At 67.7% G+C, this 20,508-nt stretch carries 17 protein-coding genes; 12 read left to right on the top strand and 5 right to left on the bottom strand.

What is annotated here, in order from left to right; translation table 11 throughout:
• Positions 1–198 precede the first annotated feature (198 nt).
• Positions 199–1,674 carry an amino acid permease gene (locus tag NV1_RS12535; protein ID WP_067889893.1) on the top strand — a complete coding sequence of 492 codons (1,476 nt, stop codon included), beginning with the start codon at positions 199–201 and terminating at the stop codon, positions 1,672–1,674.
• Here NV1_RS12535 and NV1_RS12530 read toward each other — a convergent pair.
• Positions 1,671–2,471: an ABC transporter ATP-binding protein gene (locus NV1_RS12530; protein ID WP_067889891.1), complete on the bottom strand. Its 801-nt coding sequence runs from the start codon at positions 2,469–2,471 to the stop codon at positions 1,671–1,673. The two genes, NV1_RS12535 and NV1_RS12530, sit on opposite strands and share 4 nt — an antisense overlap.
• Positions 2,472–2,547: 76 nt before the next feature.
• Here NV1_RS12530 and NV1_RS12525 point away from each other — a divergent pair, with 76 nt between their 5' ends.
• Positions 2,548–3,231: an HAD family hydrolase gene (locus NV1_RS12525; protein WP_067889888.1), complete on the top strand. Its 684-nt coding sequence runs from the start codon at positions 2,548–2,550 to the stop codon at positions 3,229–3,231.
• 21 nt (positions 3,232–3,252) lie between these two features.
• On the opposite strand, the gene NV1_RS12520 is transcribed toward NV1_RS12525, so the two are convergent.
• Complete coding sequence (locus NV1_RS12520; protein ID WP_067889885.1) at positions 3,253–3,957, bottom strand: haloacid dehalogenase type II; 705 nt, start codon at positions 3,955–3,957, stop codon at positions 3,253–3,255.
• Between the two features lie 46 nt (positions 3,958–4,003).
• Complete coding sequence (locus tag NV1_RS12515) at positions 4,004–5,674, bottom strand: FAD-binding dehydrogenase (protein ID WP_067889882.1); 1,671 nt, start codon at positions 5,672–5,674, stop codon at positions 4,004–4,006.
• Between the two features lie 188 nt (positions 5,675–5,862).
• On the opposite strand from NV1_RS12515, the gene NV1_RS12510 reads away from it, so the two are divergent.
• Complete coding sequence (locus tag NV1_RS12510; RefSeq protein WP_067890475.1) at positions 5,863–7,101, top strand: winged helix-turn-helix domain-containing protein; 1,239 nt, start codon at positions 5,863–5,865, stop codon at positions 7,099–7,101.
• Positions 7,102–7,128: 27 nt separating this feature from the next.
• Positions 7,129–9,072, top strand: a complete 1,944-nt coding sequence (locus tag NV1_RS12505) for a CocE/NonD family hydrolase (protein ID WP_373864607.1) — start codon at positions 7,129–7,131, stop codon at positions 9,070–9,072.
• Between the two features lie 6 nt (positions 9,073–9,078).
• Here the strand turns inward: NV1_RS12505 and NV1_RS12500 are convergent, their stop codons facing one another.
• On the bottom strand, positions 9,079–10,092 hold the full coding sequence (locus NV1_RS12500; RefSeq protein ID WP_067889878.1) for a bile acid:sodium symporter family protein: 1,014 nt from the start codon (positions 10,090–10,092) through the stop codon (positions 9,079–9,081).
• 71 nt (positions 10,093–10,163) lie between these two features.
• Here NV1_RS12500 and NV1_RS12495 point away from each other — a divergent pair, with 71 nt between their 5' ends.
• The 8 genes from NV1_RS12495 to tpiA all read left to right on the top strand — a co-directional run bounded on the left by NV1_RS12495 (position 10,164) and on the right by tpiA (position 19,573).
• On the top strand, positions 10,164–11,039 hold the full coding sequence (locus NV1_RS12495) for a LysR family transcriptional regulator (RefSeq protein ID WP_067890469.1): 876 nt from the start codon (positions 10,164–10,166) through the stop codon (positions 11,037–11,039).
• A gap of 53 nt (positions 11,040–11,092) precedes the next feature.
• Positions 11,093–13,204: an excinuclease ABC subunit UvrC gene (gene uvrC / locus NV1_RS12490; protein WP_067889875.1), complete on the top strand. Its 2,112-nt coding sequence runs from the start codon at positions 11,093–11,095 to the stop codon at positions 13,202–13,204.
• A 122-nt stretch (positions 13,205–13,326) separates the two neighbouring features.
• On the top strand, positions 13,327–14,274 hold the full coding sequence (gene rapZ / locus NV1_RS12485) for an RNase adapter RapZ (RefSeq protein ID WP_084525325.1): 948 nt from the start codon (positions 13,327–13,329) through the stop codon (positions 14,272–14,274).
• A complete protein-coding gene (locus NV1_RS12480; RefSeq protein ID WP_067889873.1) occupies positions 14,271–15,317 on the top strand; it encodes a gluconeogenesis factor YvcK family protein in 1,047 nt (348 codons plus the stop codon). Before rapZ ends, NV1_RS12480 begins: the two co-directional genes overlap by 4 nt.
• On the top strand, positions 15,308–16,291 hold the full coding sequence (gene whiA / locus NV1_RS12475) for a DNA-binding protein WhiA (protein ID WP_067889870.1): 984 nt from the start codon (positions 15,308–15,310) through the stop codon (positions 16,289–16,291). Before NV1_RS12480 ends, whiA begins: the two co-directional genes overlap by 10 nt.
• Positions 16,292–16,545: 254 nt before the next feature.
• On the top strand, positions 16,546–17,565 hold the full coding sequence (gene gap / locus NV1_RS12470) for a type I glyceraldehyde-3-phosphate dehydrogenase (protein ID WP_067889869.1): 1,020 nt from the start codon (positions 16,546–16,548) through the stop codon (positions 17,563–17,565).
• A 5-nt stretch (positions 17,566–17,570) separates the two neighbouring features.
• Positions 17,571–18,782, top strand: coding sequence for a phosphoglycerate kinase (locus NV1_RS12465; RefSeq protein WP_067889866.1), 1,212 nt, complete (start codon positions 17,571–17,573; stop codon positions 18,780–18,782).
• A gap of 5 nt (positions 18,783–18,787) precedes the next feature.
• Positions 18,788–19,573, top strand: coding sequence for a triose-phosphate isomerase (gene tpiA / locus NV1_RS12460; protein ID WP_067889864.1), 786 nt, complete (start codon positions 18,788–18,790; stop codon positions 19,571–19,573).
• Positions 19,574–19,645: 72 nt separating this feature from the next.
• Here tpiA and NV1_RS12455 read toward each other — a convergent pair whose 3' ends face one another.
• Positions 19,646–20,473: an SAM-dependent methyltransferase gene (locus NV1_RS12455; protein WP_245713687.1), complete on the bottom strand. Its 828-nt coding sequence runs from the start codon at positions 20,471–20,473 to the stop codon at positions 19,646–19,648.
• Between the last annotated feature and the right edge of the window lie 35 nt (positions 20,474–20,508).

The following is a 20,508-nucleotide window of genomic DNA, read 5'->3' as shown; positions in this document are numbered from 1 at the left end:
GAATCGGCGTCGCGGTGCTGCCAGAGCCGGGAAGCCAATTGCGTTGGCGCTCGGCTACTTTTGTGCGGGCGTCATTCAGCGCCGACACCACTGCCATCGAGCGGTAGCTGTGCCCGGCAGAGGTCGATATGCGTCACCTGGCTATCAACCGGGTAACCTCTGCCTTCGACCATCGACCGTGAAGGACCGAACTGTCATATGACCGAGGTACGGAGCAAGGATTTCCTCGGCGCGGAGGACAGCGGCTATCACAAGAGCCTCAAACCGCGTCAATTGCAGATGATCGCCATCGGCGGGGCGATCGGCACCGGGTTGTTCCTGGGCGCCGGTGGCCGCCTCGCCAGTGCCGGGCCGGGACTGTTCCTGGTCTACGGCGTATGTGGCATCTTCGTCTTCTTCATTCTGCGAGCCCTCGGGGAGCTGGTGCTGCACCGGCCCTCGTCCGGATCGTTCGTCTCCTACGCACGCGAGTTCTACGGGGAGAAGGCGGCCTTCATCGCGGGCTGGATGTACTTCCTGAACTGGTCGATGACCGGGATCGTGGATACCACCGCGATCGCGACATACTTCCACTACTGGGGCGGGTTCCGGTCCATCGCGCAGTGGGTTCTCGCGCTGATCGCGCTGGTCATCGTGCTGAGCATCAATCTGGTCTCGGTGAAGTGGTTCGGTGAGCTGGAGTTCTGGGCGGCGCTGGTGAAGGTCGTGGCCCTGGTCGCCTTCCTCCTGGTCGGCGTGGTCTTCCTGGCGGGACGGTTCACGATCCAGGGAGCCGGTACCGGCTTGGGGGTGATCGGCCACAGCGGCGGCTGGTTCCCGACCGGCGCGCTGCCGCTGGTCACCGTGACCTCCGGTGTCGTATTCGCCTATGCCGCAGTGGAAATGGTGGGAACCGCGGCCGGTGAGACTGCCGAACCGGAGAAGATCATGCCGCGGGCGATCAACTCGGTGATCATGCGTATCGCGGTGTTCTACGTGGGCTCACTGATTCTGCTGGCGCTGCTGCTACCCTACACCGCCTATTCCAAGGACGAGAGTCCGTTCGTCACCTTCTTCTCCAAACTCGGCGTGCCGCATGCCGGTTCGGTGATGAACTTCGTGGTGCTGACGGCCGCCTTCTCCAGTCTCAACGCCGGGCTCTACTCCACCGGACGCATTCTGCGCTCGATGTCGATGAACGGCAGCGCGCCGACGTTCACCAGCCGGATGAACCGCCGCGGCGTGCCCTACGGCGGGATCCTGCTGACCGCGGTGGTCGCGCTGTTCGGTATCGGGCTCAACTACCTGGTGCCCTCGCAGGCGTTCGAGATCGTGCTCAACGTGGCTTCGCTCGGCATCCTCGCGTCCTGGGCGACGATCGTGCTGTGCCAATTGCAGATGTGGCGGTGGTCGCGCGCCGGGCGGGTGCAACGGCCCAAGTTCCGCATGTTCGGCGCGCCCTACTCGGGCATCGCCACGCTGCTGTTCCTGGCGGCCGTGCTGGTATTGACGGCGTTCGATTATCCGGTCGGCACCTGGACCGTGGCCAGTCTCGTGATCATCGTCCCGGCGCTGGTCATCGGCTGGTTCGCCGCGCGCAAGCGGGTGCTGGCCATCGCGTATCAACGTGAGGGGTACACCGGGGAGTACCCCGTCGTCGCCAATATTCCTGTCGACGGTGAGGGGCGCTCCTAGGCCGGGACGGTGCGGTCGCTGCGGACCTGCCAGCGGCCGTCGGTGCGGGTCAGCCGGATCGGATGGTCGAAGCAGACGCTGATGTTCTCGCTGGTCAGCACGTCGTCGACCGGTCCCGCGGCGATTCGCCGGCCGTCGCGCAGCAGCATGGCGTGCGTGATGCCGGGCGGGAGTTCCTCGAGGTGGTGGGTGACCAGGATCGAGGCCAGTTCCGGATGCGCGGTCTGCAAGCGGCCGATCCGATCGATGAGCTGTTCGCGCCCGGCCACGTCGAGTCCGGTGGCGGGTTCGTCCAGGAGCAGCAGGCTCGGGTCGGCCATGAGAGCGCGCGCGATCAGCGCGCGGCCGCGTTCGCCCTGGGACAGGGTGGGCCAGCGCGCGTCGCGGCGATGGGCGACGCCGAGCAGCTCGATCAGCCGGTCCGCCTCGGCGATCTGCTCGGCGGTCGGCGTCCAGCGCTGCTGCAGATCGGCGGTGTTGGTCAGCCCCGTCAGCACGACCTCCCACACGCGCAACGGATAGGGCAGGGTGTGTCGCGGATCCACATGCCCGATCGAGGTGCGCAGCTCGCGCATGTCCACCCGGCCCAGTCGCTTGCCGAGCACCTCGACCGTGCCGCGGGTGGGATGTTCGAAGGCCCCGGCCATCTTCAACAGGGTGGTCTTGCCCGCGCCGTTGGGGCCCAGCAGCGCCCAGTGCTCGCCCGCGCGCACGGTGAGCGAGATATCGGACAGGATCGGGTTGCCGTTGCGCACGAAGTCGACGGCGCCGACCTGCAGGATGGGGGAGTCGACCATCTGTCCACGGTAACAAGTCCTCAGACAAGCTGATAGGTGATCTGGGTCATGGGATGACTTCGGTACGCTGTGCGGCGTGACCATTCGCGCGGTGCTGTTCGATTTCTCGGGGACGTTGTTCCGGCTCGAAGCCGATGAGAGCTGGGCTCCGGATCTGGTGACAGCCGACGGCCGTCCCCTCGACGTGGCCGAATCGGCCGAAATCCTGGACCGGTTGACCACGCCGGTCCATCAGGCCGTGCGGTTGGACGCGCACCATCAACAGGCCTGGGAGCAGCGGGATCTGGATCCGGCCCGGCACCGCGAGGTGTACCGGGAGGTGCTGCGGCAGAGCGGCGTGCTGGGCGACCCGGCACAGCGGCTGTACGCCCGCATGGTCGACCCGCTGATCTGGACACCCTACCCGGACGCCGGCAAGGTGCTGGAGGCGCTGTCGGGCAACGAGATTCACGTCGCCGTGGTCAGCAACATCCCGTTCGACATCCGGCCGGCCTTCCTCGCGCACGGCTGGGACCGGTACGTCGATGTGTACGCGCTGTCGTTCGAACTCGGCGCGATCAAACCGGATCGGCCGATCTTCGAACGCACGCTCGAGCTTCTGGGCGTTGCGCCCGAGGATGCCTTGATGGTGGGCGACAGCCGCGAGAATGACGGTGCCGCAACCGAACTCGGTTGCGCCTTCGAATGGGTGAACCCACTCCCCACCGCCGATCGCCGGACCGGGTTGCTGGACGCGCTGGCCCGGCACGACGTGCTCTGAAACCGTACCGCCATACCGCGGTCAACATCCGAGCTGATCGGCCAGATCCAGGAAATCCGTTGCGTTGATATCGAATTCGTCCGAGAATTCGATGTCGGCCAGGCTCGGATCGCCGAATTCCTCGGGCCGGGCGACGAACGCGGTCCCGAAGCCGAGCTCGGACGCCGCCCGCAGATCATATTTGTGACTGGCCACCATCATGATCCGCGCGGGTGGCAGACCGAGGTAGCCGGCAGCGGTGCGATAGGCCCGCGGATCGGGTTTGAACGCACCGGCCATCTCGGCGGCGAACACCGCGTGCCACGGGAAGTCGCAGTGCCGGGTGATGCTCACCACCGCGTCGACGTCGGCGTTGGACAGCGTCGCGAGGGTGAACGCCGTGCGCAGCCTGTTCAGTCCGGCGACGGCATCGGGCCAGGGGTCCAGCTTTTTCCACGCCGCGGTGAGTTGCGCGCGGCCGTCGGGATCCAGCTCGATCCCCTGTCCGGCGAGGATCTCATCGAGGGCCGCGCGATAGATCGACGCGACGCCGACCCATGCGCCGGTTCCGGCGTTGGCCCGCGTGCCGCGGAAATACGCTGCGCGCCAGTCGTTCACGAAACCGGCCCAGTCCCGGTCCGGGTAGTGCGGCCCCAGGATGTGCCTGCTCGCGCGGGTGATCGTGGAGTGGAAATCCGTGGCGGTGCCCTGGACGTCGAACAGCAGAGCCTGAGGCCGGTCGGTCATGTCGCGATCCTATTCGCCGGGCGGGCCGGCCGGCCGCACGCCGGGATCAGCGCGGCAGACGAGCCATCGCGCGTCCCGCCGAACGTCCGGAGAAGATGCATCCACCCAGGAAGGTGCCTTCCAGGGCGTTGTAGCCGTGCACGCCGCCGCCGCCGAATCCGGCGACCTCGCCCGCGGCGTACAGCCCCGCGAAAGGCGTTCCGTCCGAACCGATCACCTGGGAGTCCAGGTCGGTCTGGATGCCGCCGAGGGTCTTGCGGGTCAGGATGTTGAGCCGGACGCCGATCAGCGGGCCGTGCGCGGGGTCCAGGATGCGGTGCGGGGGCGCGACCCGGGCGATCTTGTCCCCGAGTGCCCGGCGCGCGTTGGCGATGGCCATGATCTGGGCGTCCTTGGTGTACTTGTTCGCCACCTCCCGGTCCCGCGCGACGATCTGGCGCTCGAGATCGGCGAGGTCGAGCTGCGGGCCGCGGGCGAGCTTGTTCATACCCGCGACCAACTCGGGCAGGGTATCGGCGACGACGAAGTCCACGCCGTGCCGCAGGAACGCATCGACCGGCGGGGTCGCTCCCTTGCTGAGACGGCTCTTGAGCAGCAGGCCGCGGTCCTTGCCGGTGATGTCCGGATTCTGCTCCGAACCCGAGAGCATGAATTCCTTCTCCACGATCGACTGGTTCAGCACGAACCACGAGTAGTCGCATCCGGTGGCCAGGATGTCGCGCATCGAGGCGTTGGTGTCGAAACCGGGGAACGACGGTGCGGGCAGGCGTTTTCCATTGGCGTCGAACCACATCGAGGACGGTCCGGGGATGATCCGGATAGCGTGGTCGGGCCAGATCGGGTCCCAGTTGTGCAGGCCCTCGGTGTAGTGCCACATCCGGTCGCGGTTCACGATCCGCCCGCCCGCCTGTTCGGTGATGCCGAGCATTCGCCCGTCGACGTGGGCGGGGACGCCGGGAATCATCGTCTCCGGACAGGGGCCGAGTCGTTCGGTGGGCCAGTTCCGGCGGATCAGATCGTGATTGTGTCCGATGCCGCCGGAGGAGACCAGCACCGTGGGTGCGCGGAATTCGAACTCGCCGACCACATTCCGCGAGGAGGCCTTACCGCGGTCGAGATCGGTGGGCTCGAGGATTCCGCCGCGCGCGCCGACCACCGCGCCGTCCTCGACGATCAGCTCGTCCGCTCGGTGCCGGAAGGCGAATTCGACCAGGCCGAGCTGTTCGGCGGCCAGGACCGGTTCCAGGAACACCCGCACGACCTCCGGTCCGGTGCCCCAGGTGAGATGGAAGCGCGGGACCGAATTACCGTGGCCGTCCGCGGCGGAACCGCCGCGTTCGGCCCAGCCCACCAGCGGGGTCACCCGCAGGCCCAGATCGTGCAGGTACTGCCGTTTCTCCGTGGCGGCGAACTCGACATAGGCGCGGGCCCAGCGGCGGCCCCACAGATCCTCGTCGTCGCGGTCGAATCCGGCCGAGCCCTGCCAGTCCTGCCAGGCCAGTTCGAACGAGTCCTTGATGCCGAGGCGGCGCTGTTCTGGGCTGTCCACGAAGAACAGTCCGCCCAGCGACCAGAACGCCTGTCCGCCGAGGTTGTTGCGATTCTCCTGATCCAGCACGAGCACCCGGCGTCCGGCGCGGGTGAGTTCGTAGGTGGCCACGAGTCCGGCTAGACCGGCCCCGATGACGATCGCGTCCGGCTGCGGTGACGATGCCACGGGAACTCCTCCGGGTCGGGTGCGCGGACGGGTGGCCGCGCATCGGATACATGAATGTATCGAACTGATCCCAACCTAGCAGACGAGTGGCCGCCGGTAGCCGGTTCTCCGGGTCCGGCTCGTGTCGATCTCGGCAGGTGGTGACCGGTCCGGCGAAATATGTCGGTAGCGCGTGGCATGGTGCGGTGGTGCGTACCATGACCGCCGCCGCGGCCCGCCGGACCGCCCTGGCCGCCCAGGGTTTCGGCGTGCCACGCCCTGCCTCGACCGATCGCCGCGCGGTGCTGCGCGTGCTGGAGAAAACACAGGTGCTGCAACTGGATTCGGTATCCGCGGCGGTACGGGCGCACTACGCACCGGTTTTCAGTCGCATCGGCTCCTACGACCGGTCGCTGCTGGACGAGGCCGCTTGGAGCCATGCCGCGCGACGTCCTCGTCGGCTGGTGGAGTACTGGGCGCACGAGGCCGCGATGATGCCGGTCGAGGACTGGCCGCTGCTGCGCTGGCGCATGGCCCGGTACCGCAACGGCCGGTGGGGTGGTGCGCGTCAGGTGCTCGAACGCAATCCCACGTTGCCCGAGGATGTGCTCGAGGTCGTGCGCGAGTTCGGCGCGTGCACGGCCGGGGAGGTGGAGAAGCATCTCGAACTGGATCGCCCGCGCAGCAAGGACCACTGGGGCTGGAACTACAGCGATACCAAGGTAGTGTGTGAGCAGTTGTTCGCCGTCGGGGAGTTGTCGGTGGGCAAGCGGGTCGGATTCCAGCGCCACTACGACCTCGCCGAGCGAGTTCTGCCACCGCGGGTGCTCGCTCGCGAGATCGATGAGCCCGACGCGGTGCGCGAACTCGTCCGCCGATCGGCCGTCGCCCTGGGCATCGGTACCGAACCGGACCTGCGCGACTACTACCGGCTGCATCGCAGCCAGACCGAACCGGCCATCGCCGATCTGGTGGATTCGGGTGAGCTGGAACAGGTTCGGGTGGACGGCTGGGATCGTCCGGCGTATCTGCGGGCCGGGGCGCGGGTGCCGAGGCGCGTCACCGGCGCGGCGCTGCTGTGCCCGTTCGATCCGCTGATCTTCTTCCGTCCGCGCACCGAGCGGATCTTCGACTTCCACTACCGGATCGAGATCTACACTCCCGAACCCAAACGCGTGCACGGTTATTACGTATTCGCCTTCCTGCTGGACGGTGAGTTGGTGGCACGGGTGGATCTGCGCGCCGAGCGTGCGTCCGGCCGGCTGCTGGTGCCCGGCGCCTTCGCCGAACCGGATCGCGGCACGCCGCACGTCGCCGCCGAACTGGCGCGGTCGCTGCGGGAGTTCGCCGACTGGCTGGAATTGGATGCGGTCGAGGTGGGGGAGCGCGGGGATCTGGCGGGTCTGCTGGCAGCGGTGGTGTCACCGGTCGGCCGAACCCGCGCATAATGCCGCCGCCGGTGCTACTTTCGGTGGATGTCGTGGAATCGGGGGCGGCGCAACGGAATTCTGCGTGGCGGCGCGATGCTGGCCACCGCGATACTTGTGCTGAGCGGCTGTGGCGGAGCGGCGAGCGGACCCTCCGGCGGGCAGGCCGCATCCGGCGCCTGGCCGCCGTCGCAGGGCCGCGGTAAATGCGCGGTCGGCAAGCAGGAGAACGTCCCCGCGACCATGCGCGACGGCGTCGTGCTGAAGGCCGACGTGTACCGGCCGAAGACGGTCGATCCGGTGCCGGTGATCCTGATGCGCACCCAGTACGGCAAGTCCGAGGCCCAGGTGAAGCCGTATCGTTTCCAGACCCCGGACTGGTTCGCCTCGCACTGCTATCTCGTTGTCGTGCAGGACATCCGGGGGCAGGGCGCATCGGGCGGCGGGTTCACCGAATTCGGCAACGACCGCAACGACGGATACGACTCGGTCGAATGGGCCGCGCGGCTGCCCGGCTCCAACGGCAAGGTCGGCATGTACGGATCTTCGTATGTAGGTGCCACACAATGGCTTTCGGCGGTCACCGCACCACCGCACCTGGTCACCATCGTGCCCTCGAACACCGCCTCGGACTATTACGACGGCTGGACCTACGAGGGCGGGGAATTCCGGCTGGCGTTCGTCGAGCCCTGGGCGATGGGGACGATCGCGGCTACCGCCGCGACCAATCGCGGCGATACTGCCACCGCGAAACAGTTGGCGGCCGATGAGGCGCAGTACACCCGCTGGATGGGATACCGGCCGTATCAGCAGTTCCCGCCGATGCATCCGGGCGATCCGGCCGTCGCGCCGTGGTTCTTCGACTGGATACGGCATTCCGCGCGCGACGACTACTGGAAGCAGTGGAGCATTCGCGACCACTATCCGGACGTGAAGGTTCCGGTGCTCGATTTCGAGGGCTGGTACGACGCATTCCTGGCGGGTGGCACCGAGAATTTCAGCGGGATGGCGCGGGCCGGCGGCACCCCGTGGGCCCGGAGCAATCAGCGGCTGGTCATCGGACCGTGGGACCACGTGGGCTGGGGACGTCCGGGCAGCGGCATATCCGCACCGATGCTCGCCGCGGCCGGACCCGCGGGCGACTGCCCGGTCAACGATCTGATGCTGGCCTGGTTCGACCACTTCCTGAAGGGGCAGGACAGCAAGGTCGCCGGGCAGCCCACGGTGGACTACTTCCTGATGGGTGCGAACAAGTGGAAGACCGCGTCCGCGTGGCCGCTGCCGAATACCCGCTGGACCACCTACTACCTGTCCGGTAGCGGCGGCAACGGCGTATCCGGGCGGCTGGGCGCGTTGAGCACCGCGCCGCCGAAGGATTCCCAGCAGCCGGACACCTACTCCTACGATCCGCTCGATCCGGTGCCCAGCGCCGGCGGACACTCCTGTTGCGGGGCGTCCTCCGGGCCGCAGGGGCCCTATGATCAGTACGTCGTCGAACAGCGCTCCGATGTGCTGACCTACACCACCGCTCCGCTGTCCGCCGACACCGAGCTCACCGGGCCGACCGAGGTGAAACTCTGGGCGTCGTCAACCGCCCCGGACACCGACTTCACCGCGAAACTGGTCGCCGTCGCGCCGGATGGGTCCACGGTCAACCTGAACGACGGGATCATCCGGACCCCGTTCCGCGATTCGGTCGACGATCCCACTCCGACCGTGCCCGGACAGCCGTATCAATACACGATCGAGGTCTGGCCGACCAGCTACCTGGTGAAGGCCGGTTCACGTATCCGGGTGGAGATCTCCAGCAGCGACTATCCGCAGTTCGCCCCGAATCCCAATACCGGTCAACCGTTCGGCGCGAATGCCGATACGCAGATCGCGACCCAGACCATCCTGCACGACGCCGCCCATCCCTCCTCGGTGGTGCTGCCGATCATTCCGCCGGGTGGGGCGACGTCGAGCCGATTCCCCATGGACGCTACGAGATAGCGTCGTTCAGGCGGCTTCGGTGGCGATCCGGTCCGCGCGTGCGAGTTCGGCTTCGGCCTCGGCTTGCCGTTCCCATCGCCCGGCCAGCCAGGCGCAGACGAACAACTGGATCTGGTGGAAGATCATCAGCGGCAGCACGATCAGGCCGATCGGGTGCCCGGCGAACAGGACCGTGGCCATCGGCAGTCCACTGGCCAGGCTCTTCTTCGAGCCGCAGAAGATCATCACGATGCGATCGCCGCGATCGAATCCGAACAGCCGGCTCGCGGCCGTGGTCAGCGCCAGCACCGTCGCGAGCACCGCGACGCACACCACGACCACCGCCAGCAGGGACAGCGGCGAAACGCCTCCCCAGACGTGCTCCACCATGCTGTCGCTGAACGCGGCGTAGACCACCAGGTAGACCGAACCGCGATCTACCACCTTGGTGACGGTGGCGTGGCGCATGAGCACCTGCAGCGGCCCACGCAAGACCTGTCCGGCCAGGAACGGCAGCAGCAGCTGCAATACGATCGCCAGGATCGATCCCGCCGACACCGTTGCCTGGCCGGTGGTGTCCATCAACAGCATGACCAGCAGCGGCGTGACGAACACCCCGAGCAGGTTGGACAGCGACGCGCTCACCACCGCGCCGGCCACATTGCCGCGCGCGATCGAGGTGAAGGCGATCGAGGACTGCACGGTCGAGGGCAGCAGGCACAGATAGAGCAGGCCGGTGTACAGGTCGTCGGTGAGCACCGAGGGGACCAGCAGTCGCAGCGTCAGCCCGATCAGCGGGAAAACCAGGTAGGTCACGGCCAGCACGCTCGAGTGCAGTCGCCAGTGCTTGAGCCCTTCCAGCGCCTCGCGCGGCTGCAAGCGGGCGCCGTACAGCAGGAACAGGATGCCGATCGCGATCTTGGTGGCCCAGCTCAGTACGTCGGCGGCCTCGCCGCGGGCGGGCAGGAGCGCGGCGACCAGGACGGCCACCAGCAGGCCCAGCATGAAGGCGTCGATCCGGAATTTGGCGAGAAGCTGCACAAAGGCACGATACGTTCTGGATGAATGATCGCGAAAGTTGTTCGAACCGATATCTCTGAACGCATATCATGATGAATATGTTCGATCCGGAGCAACTGCGCACCTTCCTGACCGTCGAGCGGGCCGGTGGCTTCACGGCCGCGGGGCGCATTCTGGGACTGCGCCAATCCACCGTCAGCGGCCATATCGCCAAACTCGAGCAGGCGGCCGGGCGGGCGCTGTTCCGCCGGGACACCCGCAATCTGGCGCTCACCGGGGACGGTGCGGCGATGGTCGGCTTCGCCCGCGGCATTCTCGATGCCCAGGCCCACGCCGAACGCTACTTCTCCGAATCCCGGCTGTCCGGGCTGATCCGCCTCGGCGCCTCGGACGATGTAGTGGCCCGGGAATTGCCCGATGTACTGCTGGAATTCCAGCGCAGCCATCCGGGGGTCGACCTGGAGCTGACGGTCGGGCTCAGCGAGACCCTGCGGACCCGGCTCGAGGCCGGGGAACTGGATCTGATGGTGGCCAAGCGGCGGCCGGGGGAGCGGCACGGCGAACTGCTGTGGCGCGACCGGCTGGTGTGGGCGGCGCGTTCGGGCGCGACAGGTTTCGCCGATCCGGTGCCGCTGGTGACCTATCCGCCGCCGAGCATGACCCGGGAGGCGGCGCTGCACGCACTCGAACAGGCGGGACGCACCTGGCGGATCGCCTGTGTCAGCGACAGCCAACTGGGCCTGCGGGCGGCGGTACTGGCCGGGCTGGGTGTCATCGTGCATGCGGAAAGCTTGCTTCCCGCAGGGCTTTTCGCCGTGGCGGACGATCGACTGCCGAAACTGGGCGATCTGGAGTTCGTGCTGCTGCGTCGCCGCAGCCGGTTGTCCGAGCCGGAGCGTGCGCTGTGCGATGCGATCGAGGCGGGCGCCCGGCGCGAACACGCGGCGGCGCCGCGCCGCGCCGGATGAGCGTGTCCGAGTGGGCGCGATCGCCTGTCGGTGTCCGTCGCTAATCTGGTTCCGTGGCAGATCCAGCGACGTACCGGCCCGCGCCGGGCACCATCCCCGTCGATCCCGGTGTGTACAAGTTCCGGGATTCCTTCGGGCAGGTCATCTACGTCGGCAAGGCCAAGAGCCTGCGCAGCCGGTTGAATTCGTATTTCGCGGATATCACCGCGCTGCATCCGCGTACCCGGCAGATGGTGACCACCGCCGCGAGCGTCGAGTGGACCGTGGTCTCCACCGAGGTGGAAGCCCTTCAGCTGGAATACAACTGGATCAAGGAGTTCGATCCGCGGTTCAACGTCCGCTACCGCGACGACAAGAGCTATCCCATGCTCGCGGTGAGTATGAACGAGGAGTATCCGCGGGTATTCGTCTATCGCGGCGCGCGCAAGAAGGGGGTGCGGTACTTCGGCCCGTACGCGCACGCCTGGGCGATCCGCGAGACGGTGGACCTACTGCTGCGGGTGTTCCCGGTGCGCACCTGCTCGGCCGGAGTCTTCAAGCGGCACAGTCAGATCGGCCGTCCCTGCCTGCTCGGCTACATCGATAAATGCTCCGCGCCGTGTATCGACCGGGTCAGCGCCGGGGAACACCGGCGCATCGCCGAGGACTTCTGCGATTTCCTGGCCGGTAAGACCGATCGGATGGTGCGCGAGCTGGAACGCCGGATGCACGCCGCGGCAGAGGATCTGGACTTCGAGACCGCAGCCCGCCTGCGCGACGACGTCCAGGCGCTCCGGCGCGCGCTGGAGAAGCAGGCCGTGGTGCTGGGCACCGGCACCGATGCCGATGTGGTCGCCTTCGCCACCGACGAACTCGAGGCGGCGGTGCAGATCTTCCACGTCCGCGACGGCCGGGTCCGTGGTCAGCGTGGCTGGGTGGTCGACAAATCGGGCGACGCGGTCGACCTCGTCGAGAACGGTGCCGCACAACCCGCCGACGATCGCGGTGCCGAGGCCCCCGGGGCGGATGGTGATTCCGCGGGTGATCGAGAATCCGCGGGCCCCGCCGACGCAGGGGCCTCGACGCAGCGAGGCGATGCTGCCGGGGACGGCGAATCGGGCGGTGAACTCGCCGCGTTGGTCGAGCAGTTCCTCACGCAGTTCTACGGTGAGCAGGCCGCGTTCGCCGAGCAGACTAGTGCGGAGCCCGCCGGTACGGTCGTGCCGCGGGAGGTGCTGGTGCCCGCGCTGCCCGGTGACCTCGAACAGGTGCAGGGCTGGCTTTCGGGTCTGCGCGGTTCGGCGGTGCAGCTGCGGGTGCCCCAGCGCGGGGACAAGAAGGCGTTGATGGAGACCGTCCAGCGCAACGCCGCCGAGGCCCTGGCCCAGCACAAGCTCAAGCGGGCCGGTGACCTGACCGCGAGATCGGCTGCGCTGCAAGGTATTCAGGACGCGCTCGAGCTCGACACCGCACCGCTGCGGATCGAGTGTGTGGACATCAGCCATGTGCAGGGCACCGATGTGGTCGCCTCCCTCGTCGTCTTCGAGGATGGGCTCGCGCGCAAATCCGAATACCGGCACTACGCGATCAAGGAGGCCGCGGGCGAAGGGCGCTCGGACGACGTCGCGAGCATCGCGGAGGTCACCCGCCGCAGGTTCCAGCGACTGCGCCGCGACCTGGAACTGCTCGAGGCCGAGGACAATCCCACGCCGGGCATCGATCCGAAGACCGGCAAACCCCGCAAGTTCTCCTATCCGCCCAATCTGTACGTCGTCGACGGCGGCGCGCCACAGGTCGCGGCCGCGGCGGAGGTGCTGGACGATCTCGGCATCACCGACGTCGCGGTGATCGGTCTGGCCAAACGCCTGGAGGAGGTGTGGGTACCGGGCGAGCCGGATCCGGTGATCATGCCGCGCAACAGCGAGTCGCTGTATCTGTTGCAGCGAGTGCGCGACGAGGCACACCGATTCGCCATCACCTTCCACCGCAGCAAACGCTCCCGGCGGATGACGGCCTCGGCGCTCGACTCGGTTCCCGGGCTCGGCCAGGCCCGCCGCACCGCGCTGGTCACGCATTTCGGCTCGGTCGCCCGGCTCGAGCAGGCTACGGTGGAGGAGATCACACAGGTTCCGGGCATCGGGGTGGCAACCGCGAAGGCGGTGCTCGCGGCCTTGCACGGCGAATAGGCGCCGCCTGTCAATCGGATGGCACGGTTACGTCTCGATGTCGCCCGGCGCGCGTATCGGGCGCCGGTCAGGGGAAAAAGGCAGGATGATCGCATGAGTGCGAGCAACGGATCCGGTAGGACATGACCAGCGTGGAATCGAACGGTAGTGGGTCGGATGCGTCGGCGTCCTCGGCCGCGCCCGGTTCGCCGGCTGGCCGGGCGGTCGAGGTCGTCATCGTCACCGGGCTTTCCGGCGCCGGGCGCGGCACCGCGGCGCGGGTGCTCGAGGATCTGGGCTGGTACGTGGCGGACAATCTGCCGCCGGAGCTGATCGAGCGGATGATCGAGCTGGGCGTCTCCGCCGATCCGCCCATTCGTCGGCTCGCGCTGGTGATGGATGTGCGCAGCCGCTTCTTCACCGGCAATCTCTCGGCTGTCACCGAGCAGTTGCGGGCCGCGGGTGTGCGCACCCGGGTACTGTTCCTCGAGGCATCCGACGATGTGCTCATCCGCCGATTCGGTTTCGCGCGCCGGCGCCATCCGCTGCAGAGCGAGAGCGCCGACGGCACGCTGTCCGCCGGCATCGCGGCCGAGCGCGCCCGGCTCGACTCGGTGAAAACGGCGGCCGACCTGGTGATCGATACGACCGCCCTGTCGGTTCATCAGCTGCATCGCAAATTGGAGGAGGCGTACGGCGGCGGCGCGCCCAAGGCATTGCAGGTCACCATCCAGTCCTTCGGTTTCAAGTACGGAGTGCCGCTGGATGCGGATATGGTGTTCGACTTGCGTTTCCTGCCCAACCCGCATTGGGTACCGGAACTACGTGAGCACACCGGACAGGACGTGGTGGTCAGTGAGTACGTGTTGTCTCGTCCGGGTGCACAGGACTATCTGCGGACCTGTCGCCACCTGATAGACCTGACGACCGATGGCTACCGCCAAGAGGGGAAGCGTTATATGACCGTGGCAGTTGGCTGCACCGGTGGGAAGCATCGCAGTGTCGCCGTAGCGGAGGCACTCGGTGAGGCGCTCGGCGAAGCGAGCGCGGATCCCGTGCGCGTGGTGCATCGCGACCTGGGGCGCGAATGAGTGCCGAGGGGCCCGATCCGGCCCTGGTCGCCATGGGCGGCGGGCACGGGCTGTACGCGACGCTGACCGCGGCGCGGCGGCTCACCTCGGCCGTCACCGCTGTGGTGACGGTCGCCGACGACGGCGGCTCGTCCGGGCGGTTGCGCGCGGAATTGGGCATGCTGCCGCCGGGTGACCTGCGGATGGCGCTCGCGGCGCTGGCCGAGGAGACCGACGGGGTGTGGGCGCGCACGGTCCAGCACCGTTTCGGCGGAAGCGGCGCGCTGGCCGGACATTCGGCCGGAAATCTGATCCTGGCCGCGCTCACCGAGGTACTCGGCGATCCGGTTGCCGCACTGGACACCGTGGGTTCGCTGCTGCGCTGCACCGGGCGGGTGTTGCCGATGTCCCCGGCCGCGCTCACCATCGAGGCCGACGTGTCCGGGCTCGAGGCCGACCCTCGGGTGAGCCGGTGTATCCGCGGGCAGGTCGCGGTCGCCACGACGCCCGGTAAGGTGCGGCGGGTGCGCCTGATCCCCTCGGACCCGCCGGCGAGCCCCGAGGCCACCTCCGCGATCGAACACGCCGACGTGGTGATCCTCGGTCCCGGATCCTGGTTCACCAGCGTCATTCCGCACGTGCTGGTGCCGGGATTGCATGAGGCGCTGGTGCATACGCGCGCCCGAAAAGTCCTGGTACTCAACCTCGCTGCCGAGCCCGGCGAGACCGCCGGATTCTCCGCCGAGCGCCATTTACATGTATTGTCCCAGCACGCACCGGATTTCGCGGTGGACCACGTGGTGGTGGACTCCGGGTCCGTACCCGAGGGTAGGGAACGCGAACATGTGGCAAGAGCTGCCGAACAGCTGCGTGCGCGGGTAACCTTCGCTGATGTCGCCGAGGCGGGGACGGACCGGCACCACCCTGGGAAGTTGGCCGCCGCACTGGATCAGGTGATCCGGGCGCCCCGGTCGGAATCAGCAGGACTTCGAGTCGAAGGACGGCACATGGGCCAGGATGTGCGGTCCGCGTTGGGTGGAAAGGAGCGGGTCTCGTGGCGATGACAGCCGAGGTGAAAGACGAGCTGAGCCGTCTGTCCGTCTCGCAGGTCTCATCTCGCAAGGCCGAGTTGTCGGCGCTACTACGGTTCGCCGGCGGACTGCACATCGTCGGCGGGCGGGTGATCGTCGAGGCGGAGGTGGATATGGGCTCCATCGCCCGGCGCCTGCGTCGCGAGATCTTCGAGCTGTACGGCTACGGCTCGGATGTGCACGTGCTGGGCGCCGGCGGCCTGCGCAAGACCTCCCGGTACGTAGTGCGGGTGTCCAAGGAGGGTGAGGCGCTCGCGCGCCAGACCGGTCTGCTGGACGTGCGCGGTCGCCCGGTGCGCGGTCTGCCCGCGCAGGTGGTGGGCGGCAGTCTCGGCGATGCGGAGGCCGCGTGGCGAGGCGCGTTCCTCGCGCACGGCTCGCTCACCGAGCCCGGCCGCTCCTCGGCGCTCGAGGTGAGCTGTCCGGGTCCGGAGGCCGCCCTGGCCCTGGTCGGCGCGGCACGCCGGATGGGCATCCAGGCCCGCAATCGCGAGATCCGCGGCACCGACCGGGTGGTGGTGCGCGATGGCGAGGCCATCGGCGCCCTGTTGACCCGGATGGGCGCGCAGGACACCCGGTTGACCTGGGAGGAGCGGCGGATGCGCCGCGAGGTCCGGGCGACCGCCAATCGCCTGGCGAATTTCGACGACGCGAACCTGCGCCGGTCGGCCCGGGCCGCGGTGGCCGCGGCCGCGCGGGTCGAGCGCGCGCTGGAGATACTCGGCGACGATGTGCCCGACCATCTGGCCGCGGCCGGGAAGTTGCGCGTCGAGCATCGTCAGGCCTCGCTCGAGGAGCTGGGCCAGCTGGCCGACCCGCCGATGACCAAGGACGCGGTCGCGGGGCGGATCCGGCGGCTGCTGTCGATGGCGGACCGCCGGGCCAAGGAACTCGGCATTCCGGACACCGAATCCGCGGTCACGGCCGAATTGCTCGAAGACGCCTGAGGCATGAGCCGGCCGATAGCCGTCGTGGTGCGAACAAGCTTGCACCACGGCGGCTTTCGTCACTTTCGCGCGGATCGACCGCTGTTCTGTCGGTCCGGATCGGTATTCTGCTCCGGACGTGCTCGCAATGTCGCGAGGACGGGGTGGTGTCCGGCGTTCTCACCGTGGCCAGGGGCGTGTCCGTGACATGGCGGCCGGGCATTAGGGTGGACCGACAACGGAGAAGAATCCGCAGAAAGCTGAGGAGCGATAACGTGACTGTCCGGGTAGGCATCAACGGCTTCGGCCGCATCGGGCGTAACTTCTTCAGGGCGGTCGAGGCGCAGAAGGCGCTCGGCACAACGGAGATCGAAGTCGTCGCGGTCAACGACCTCACCGACAACGCGACCCTGGCGACCCTGCTCAAGTACGACTCGATCCTGGGTCGCCTGCCGCAGGATGTCTCGCTCGACGGCGACGACACCATCGTGGTCGGCGATCAGCGCATCAAGGCGCTGGCCATCAAGGAGGGCCCGTCGGCGCTGCCGTGGGGCGAGCTGGGCGTCGATGTGGTGGTGGAGTCCACGGGTATCTTCACCGACGCGACCAAGGCCAAGGGCCACCTGGCCGCGGGCGCGAAGAAGGTGATCATCTCCGCCCCCGCCAAGGGTGAGGACCTGACCGTCGTGATGGGCGTCAACCACGACAAGTACGACGGCAGCCAGAACATCATCTCCAACGCCTCGTGCACCACGAACTGCCTGGGTCCGCTGGCGAAGGTGCTGAACGACGAGTTCGGCATCGTCAAGGGTCTGATGACCACCATCCACGCCTACACCCAGGACCAGAACCTGCAGGACGGCCCGCACAAGGATCTGCGTCGCGCCCGTGCCGCCGCGCTGAACATCGTGCCGACCAGCACCGGTGCGGCCAAGGCAATCGGTCTGGTGCTGCCCGAGCTGAACGGCAAGCTGGACGGCTACTCGCTGCGCGTGCCGATCCCGACCGGCTCGATCACCGACCTGACCGCAGACCTGGCCAAGAAGGCGTCGGTCGAGGAGGTCAACGCGGCGTTCGAGGCCGCCGCCCAGGGTCCGCTGAAGGGCATCCTGAAGTACAGCACCGACCCGATCGTGTCGAGCGACATCGTGACCGACCCGCACTCGTCGATCTTCGACGCGCCGCTGACCAAGATCATCGACGACCAGGTCAAGGTGTACTCCTGGTACGACAACGAGTGGGGCTACTCCAACCGCCTCGCCGACCTCATCGGCCTCGTCGGCAAGTCGCTCTGAACGACATGACGGTGAAGACGCTTCAGGATCTCCTGGACGAGGGTGTCGAAGGTCGGGGCGTGCTCGTGCGCTCCGACCTGAACGTCCCCTTGGACAACGGAGTCATCACCGACCCGGGCCGCATCATCGCCTCGGTTCCCACCATCTCCAAGCTGGTCGAGGCCGGCGCCAAGGTGGTGCTGACCGCGCATCTGGGCCGCCCGAAGGGCGAGCCCGATCCCGCGCTGTCGCTGGCGCCGGTCGCCGAGCGCCTGGCACAGGAGCTGGGCCGCAACGTCCAGCTCGCGGGTGACGTGGTCGGCCAGGACGCGCTCGCGCGTTCGGAGGGCCTCACCGACGGCGATGTGCTGCTGCTGGAGAACATCCGCTTCGATCCGCGCGAGACCAGCAAGGACGACGCCGAGCGCGGCAAACTGGCCCGCGCGCTGGTCGAACTTGTCGGCGACGACGGTGCGTTCGTGTCCGACGGCTTCGGCGTGGTGCACCGCAAGCAGGCGTCGGTCTACGACGTGGCCGAACTGCTGCCGCACTATGCGGGCACCTTGGTCGCGGCCGAGGTGGATGTGCTGCGCAAGCTGACGACTGATACCGAGCGGCCGTACGCGGTCGTACTGGGCGGGTCGAAGGTCTCGGACAAGCTGGCGGTCATCGAGGCCCTGGCGCCGAAGGTCGACACCCTGGTCATCGGCGGCGGTATGTGCTTCACATTCCTTGCCGCACAAGGTCTTCCGGTGGGCTCCTCGCTGTTGCAGGAGGAGATGATCGAGACCTGCCGCGGCCTGCTGGACCGGTATGCCGACGTCATCCACCTGCCGCGCGACATCGTGGCGGCCGAGAAGTTCGCCGCCGACGCGGACTCGAAGGTGGTGCCCGCCAACGAGATTCCCGACGGCTGGATGGGTCTGGACATCGGCCCGGATTCGGCGGACCGCTTCGGCGCGCTGCTGACCGAGGCGCGCACGGTGTTCTGGAACGGCCCGATGGGTGTGTTCGAGTTCGAGAAGTTCGCCGATGGCACCCGCAAGGTCGCCGAGGCGATCGTGCGGGCCACCGGGAAGGGTGCGTTCACGGTCGTCGGCGGCGGCGACTCGGCCGCGGCGGTGCGTACGCTGGGGCTGCCGGAAGACGGTTTCTCGCACATCTCCACCGGTGGCGGCGCGTCGCTGGAATATCTGGAGGGCAAGGAACTGCCCGGTATCGCGGTATTGGAGGGCTGAGGCGAGTGGCACGCAAACCGCTCATCGCGGGCAACTGGAAGATGAACCTCAATCATCTCGAGGCCATCGCCCTGGTTCAGAAGATCGCATTCGCGTTGCCGGACAAGTACTTCGACAAGGTCGACGTGACGGTGATCCCGCCGTTCGTGGACATCCGGAGTGTGCAGACCCTGGTGGAGGGCGACCGGCTGCTGGTCACCTACGGCGCGCAGGACGTCTCGGTGCATGAGTCGGGCGCGTACACCGGTGAGATCAGCGCGTCGATGCTGGCCAAGCTGGGGTGCTCGTTCGTCGTGGTCGGGCATTCGGAGCGGCGGCAGTACCACAACGAGGACGACGCGACCGTGCTGGCCAAGGCCAAGCGGGCGCTCGAGTACGGAATCACCCCGATCGTATGCATCGGCGAGGGCCTGGGCGTGCGCGAGGTCAGCGAGCATGTGGCGTACAACCTCGAGCAGCTGCGCGGATCGCTCGAGGGCCTCACGGCCGACGAGATCGCCAAGATCGTCATCGCGTACGAGCCGGTCTGGGCCATCGGCACCGGCCGGGTCGCCACGCCCGCGGACGCGCAGGAGGTGTGCGGCGCGATCCGCGGTGAGCTGGCCGAGCTGGCGAACCCGCAGGTGGCCGCGTCGGTCCGGGTGCTGTACGGCGGTTCGGTGAACGCCAAGAACGTCGGTGAACTGGTCGCGCAGACCGACATCGACGGTGCGCTCGTCGGTGGCGCTTCGCTCAAGGGCGACGAGTTCGCCACCCTTTCGGCGATCGCCGCGGGTGGTCCGCTGCCGTAACGCTCTGTCCCACAACGAGAATCGGCCCGGCCGCGCAGATGCGCGGCCGGGCCGATCGGTTCGGCCGGATGATCAGCCGATACGCGCGACCGCGCTGAGCATGGAAACGGCCTCGGGACGGGGATGGGCGTGCCAGGTTTCCGGACGCCACGTCATCACCGAGGTGATCCCGGGCGGCACCAGATCCATGCCGGTGAAGAAGGGTTCGAATTCGGCGGTGGAGCGCAACCGAAACGGAATTCCGCTGCGCTCGTTGGCCTTGCGGGTCTCGTTCAGGTCCTCCTGGGTGAGGTGATCGTCGGTGCCGTGGGTCATGACGAGGTAGCTGCCGGGAGCCAGCGCATCGCACAGCTGCCGTACCAGCTCGTGCGGCTTCTCCTCGTCGGTGATGAAATGCATGACCGCCACCAGCATCAGCGCTACCGGCCGGCTCAGGTCCAGGGTGGACAGCAGATCCGGATGGGACAGGATGTGCGCCGGATCGCGCACGTCGGCGTCGAGATAGGCGGTGGCGCCCTGGGGTGAGCTGTCCAGCAGCGTGCGGGCGTGCATCAGCACGATCGGATCGTTGTCCACGTAGACGATGTGCGAATCCGGCGCGATGCCCTGGGCGATCTCGTGCACGTTGCCCGCGGTGGGCAGTCCGGCGCCGATGTCCAGGAACTGCCGGATCCCGGCCTCCTCGGTGAGATAAGTGACCGCCCGGCGCAGGAAGTTGCGATTCTCCAGGCAGGCGAAGCGGATCGTCGGAAATGCCTCGGCGACGAGTTCGGCCGATTCTCGATCGGCCTCGAAATTGTTCTTGCCACCGAGCCAGTAGTCGTAGCGGCGGGCCGGATGCGGCGTGGTGACATCGATCCCGTCAGGTGCGAAGCCGTTCGCAGTGTTGTCTTCGCTCACGCTGTCCTCTTTCCTGTCGGCTACTGTGATCATGT

Origin of the sequence: Nocardia vaccinii NBRC 15922 (genome assembly GCF_001613305.1) — a bacterium.
In the GTDB taxonomy this organism is placed as follows: Bacteria; Actinomycetota; Actinomycetes; order Mycobacteriales; family Mycobacteriaceae; genus Nocardia; species Nocardia vaccinii.
This window is presented reverse-complemented; position numbering and strand designations above follow the sequence as displayed.

Bases quoted from the DNA above. Each gene is read 5' to 3' on its own strand.
- NV1_RS12535 (WP_067889893.1), top strand. From the start codon at position 199: ATGACCGAGGTACGGAGCAAGGATTTCCTCGGCGCGGAGGACAGCGGC.
- NV1_RS12530 (WP_067889891.1), bottom strand. From the start codon at position 2,471: ATGGTCGACTCCCCCATCCTGCAGGTCGGCGCCGTCGACTTCGTGCGC.
- NV1_RS12520 (WP_067889885.1), bottom strand. From the start codon at position 3,957: ATGACCGACCGGCCTCAGGCTCTGCTGTTCGACGTCCAGGGCACCGCC.
- NV1_RS12505 (WP_373864607.1), top strand. From the start codon at position 7,129: ATGTCGTGGAATCGGGGGCGGCGCAACGGAATTCTGCGTGGCGGCGCG.
- NV1_RS12495 (WP_067890469.1), top strand. From the start codon at position 10,164: ATGAATATGTTCGATCCGGAGCAACTGCGCACCTTCCTGACCGTCGAG.
- rapZ (WP_084525325.1), top strand. From the start codon at position 13,327: ATGACCAGCGTGGAATCGAACGGTAGTGGGTCGGATGCGTCGGCGTCC.
- NV1_RS12480 (WP_067889873.1), top strand. From the start codon at position 14,271: ATGAGTGCCGAGGGGCCCGATCCGGCCCTGGTCGCCATGGGCGGCGGG.
- NV1_RS12465 (WP_067889866.1), top strand. From the start codon at position 17,571: ATGACGGTGAAGACGCTTCAGGATCTCCTGGACGAGGGTGTCGAAGGT.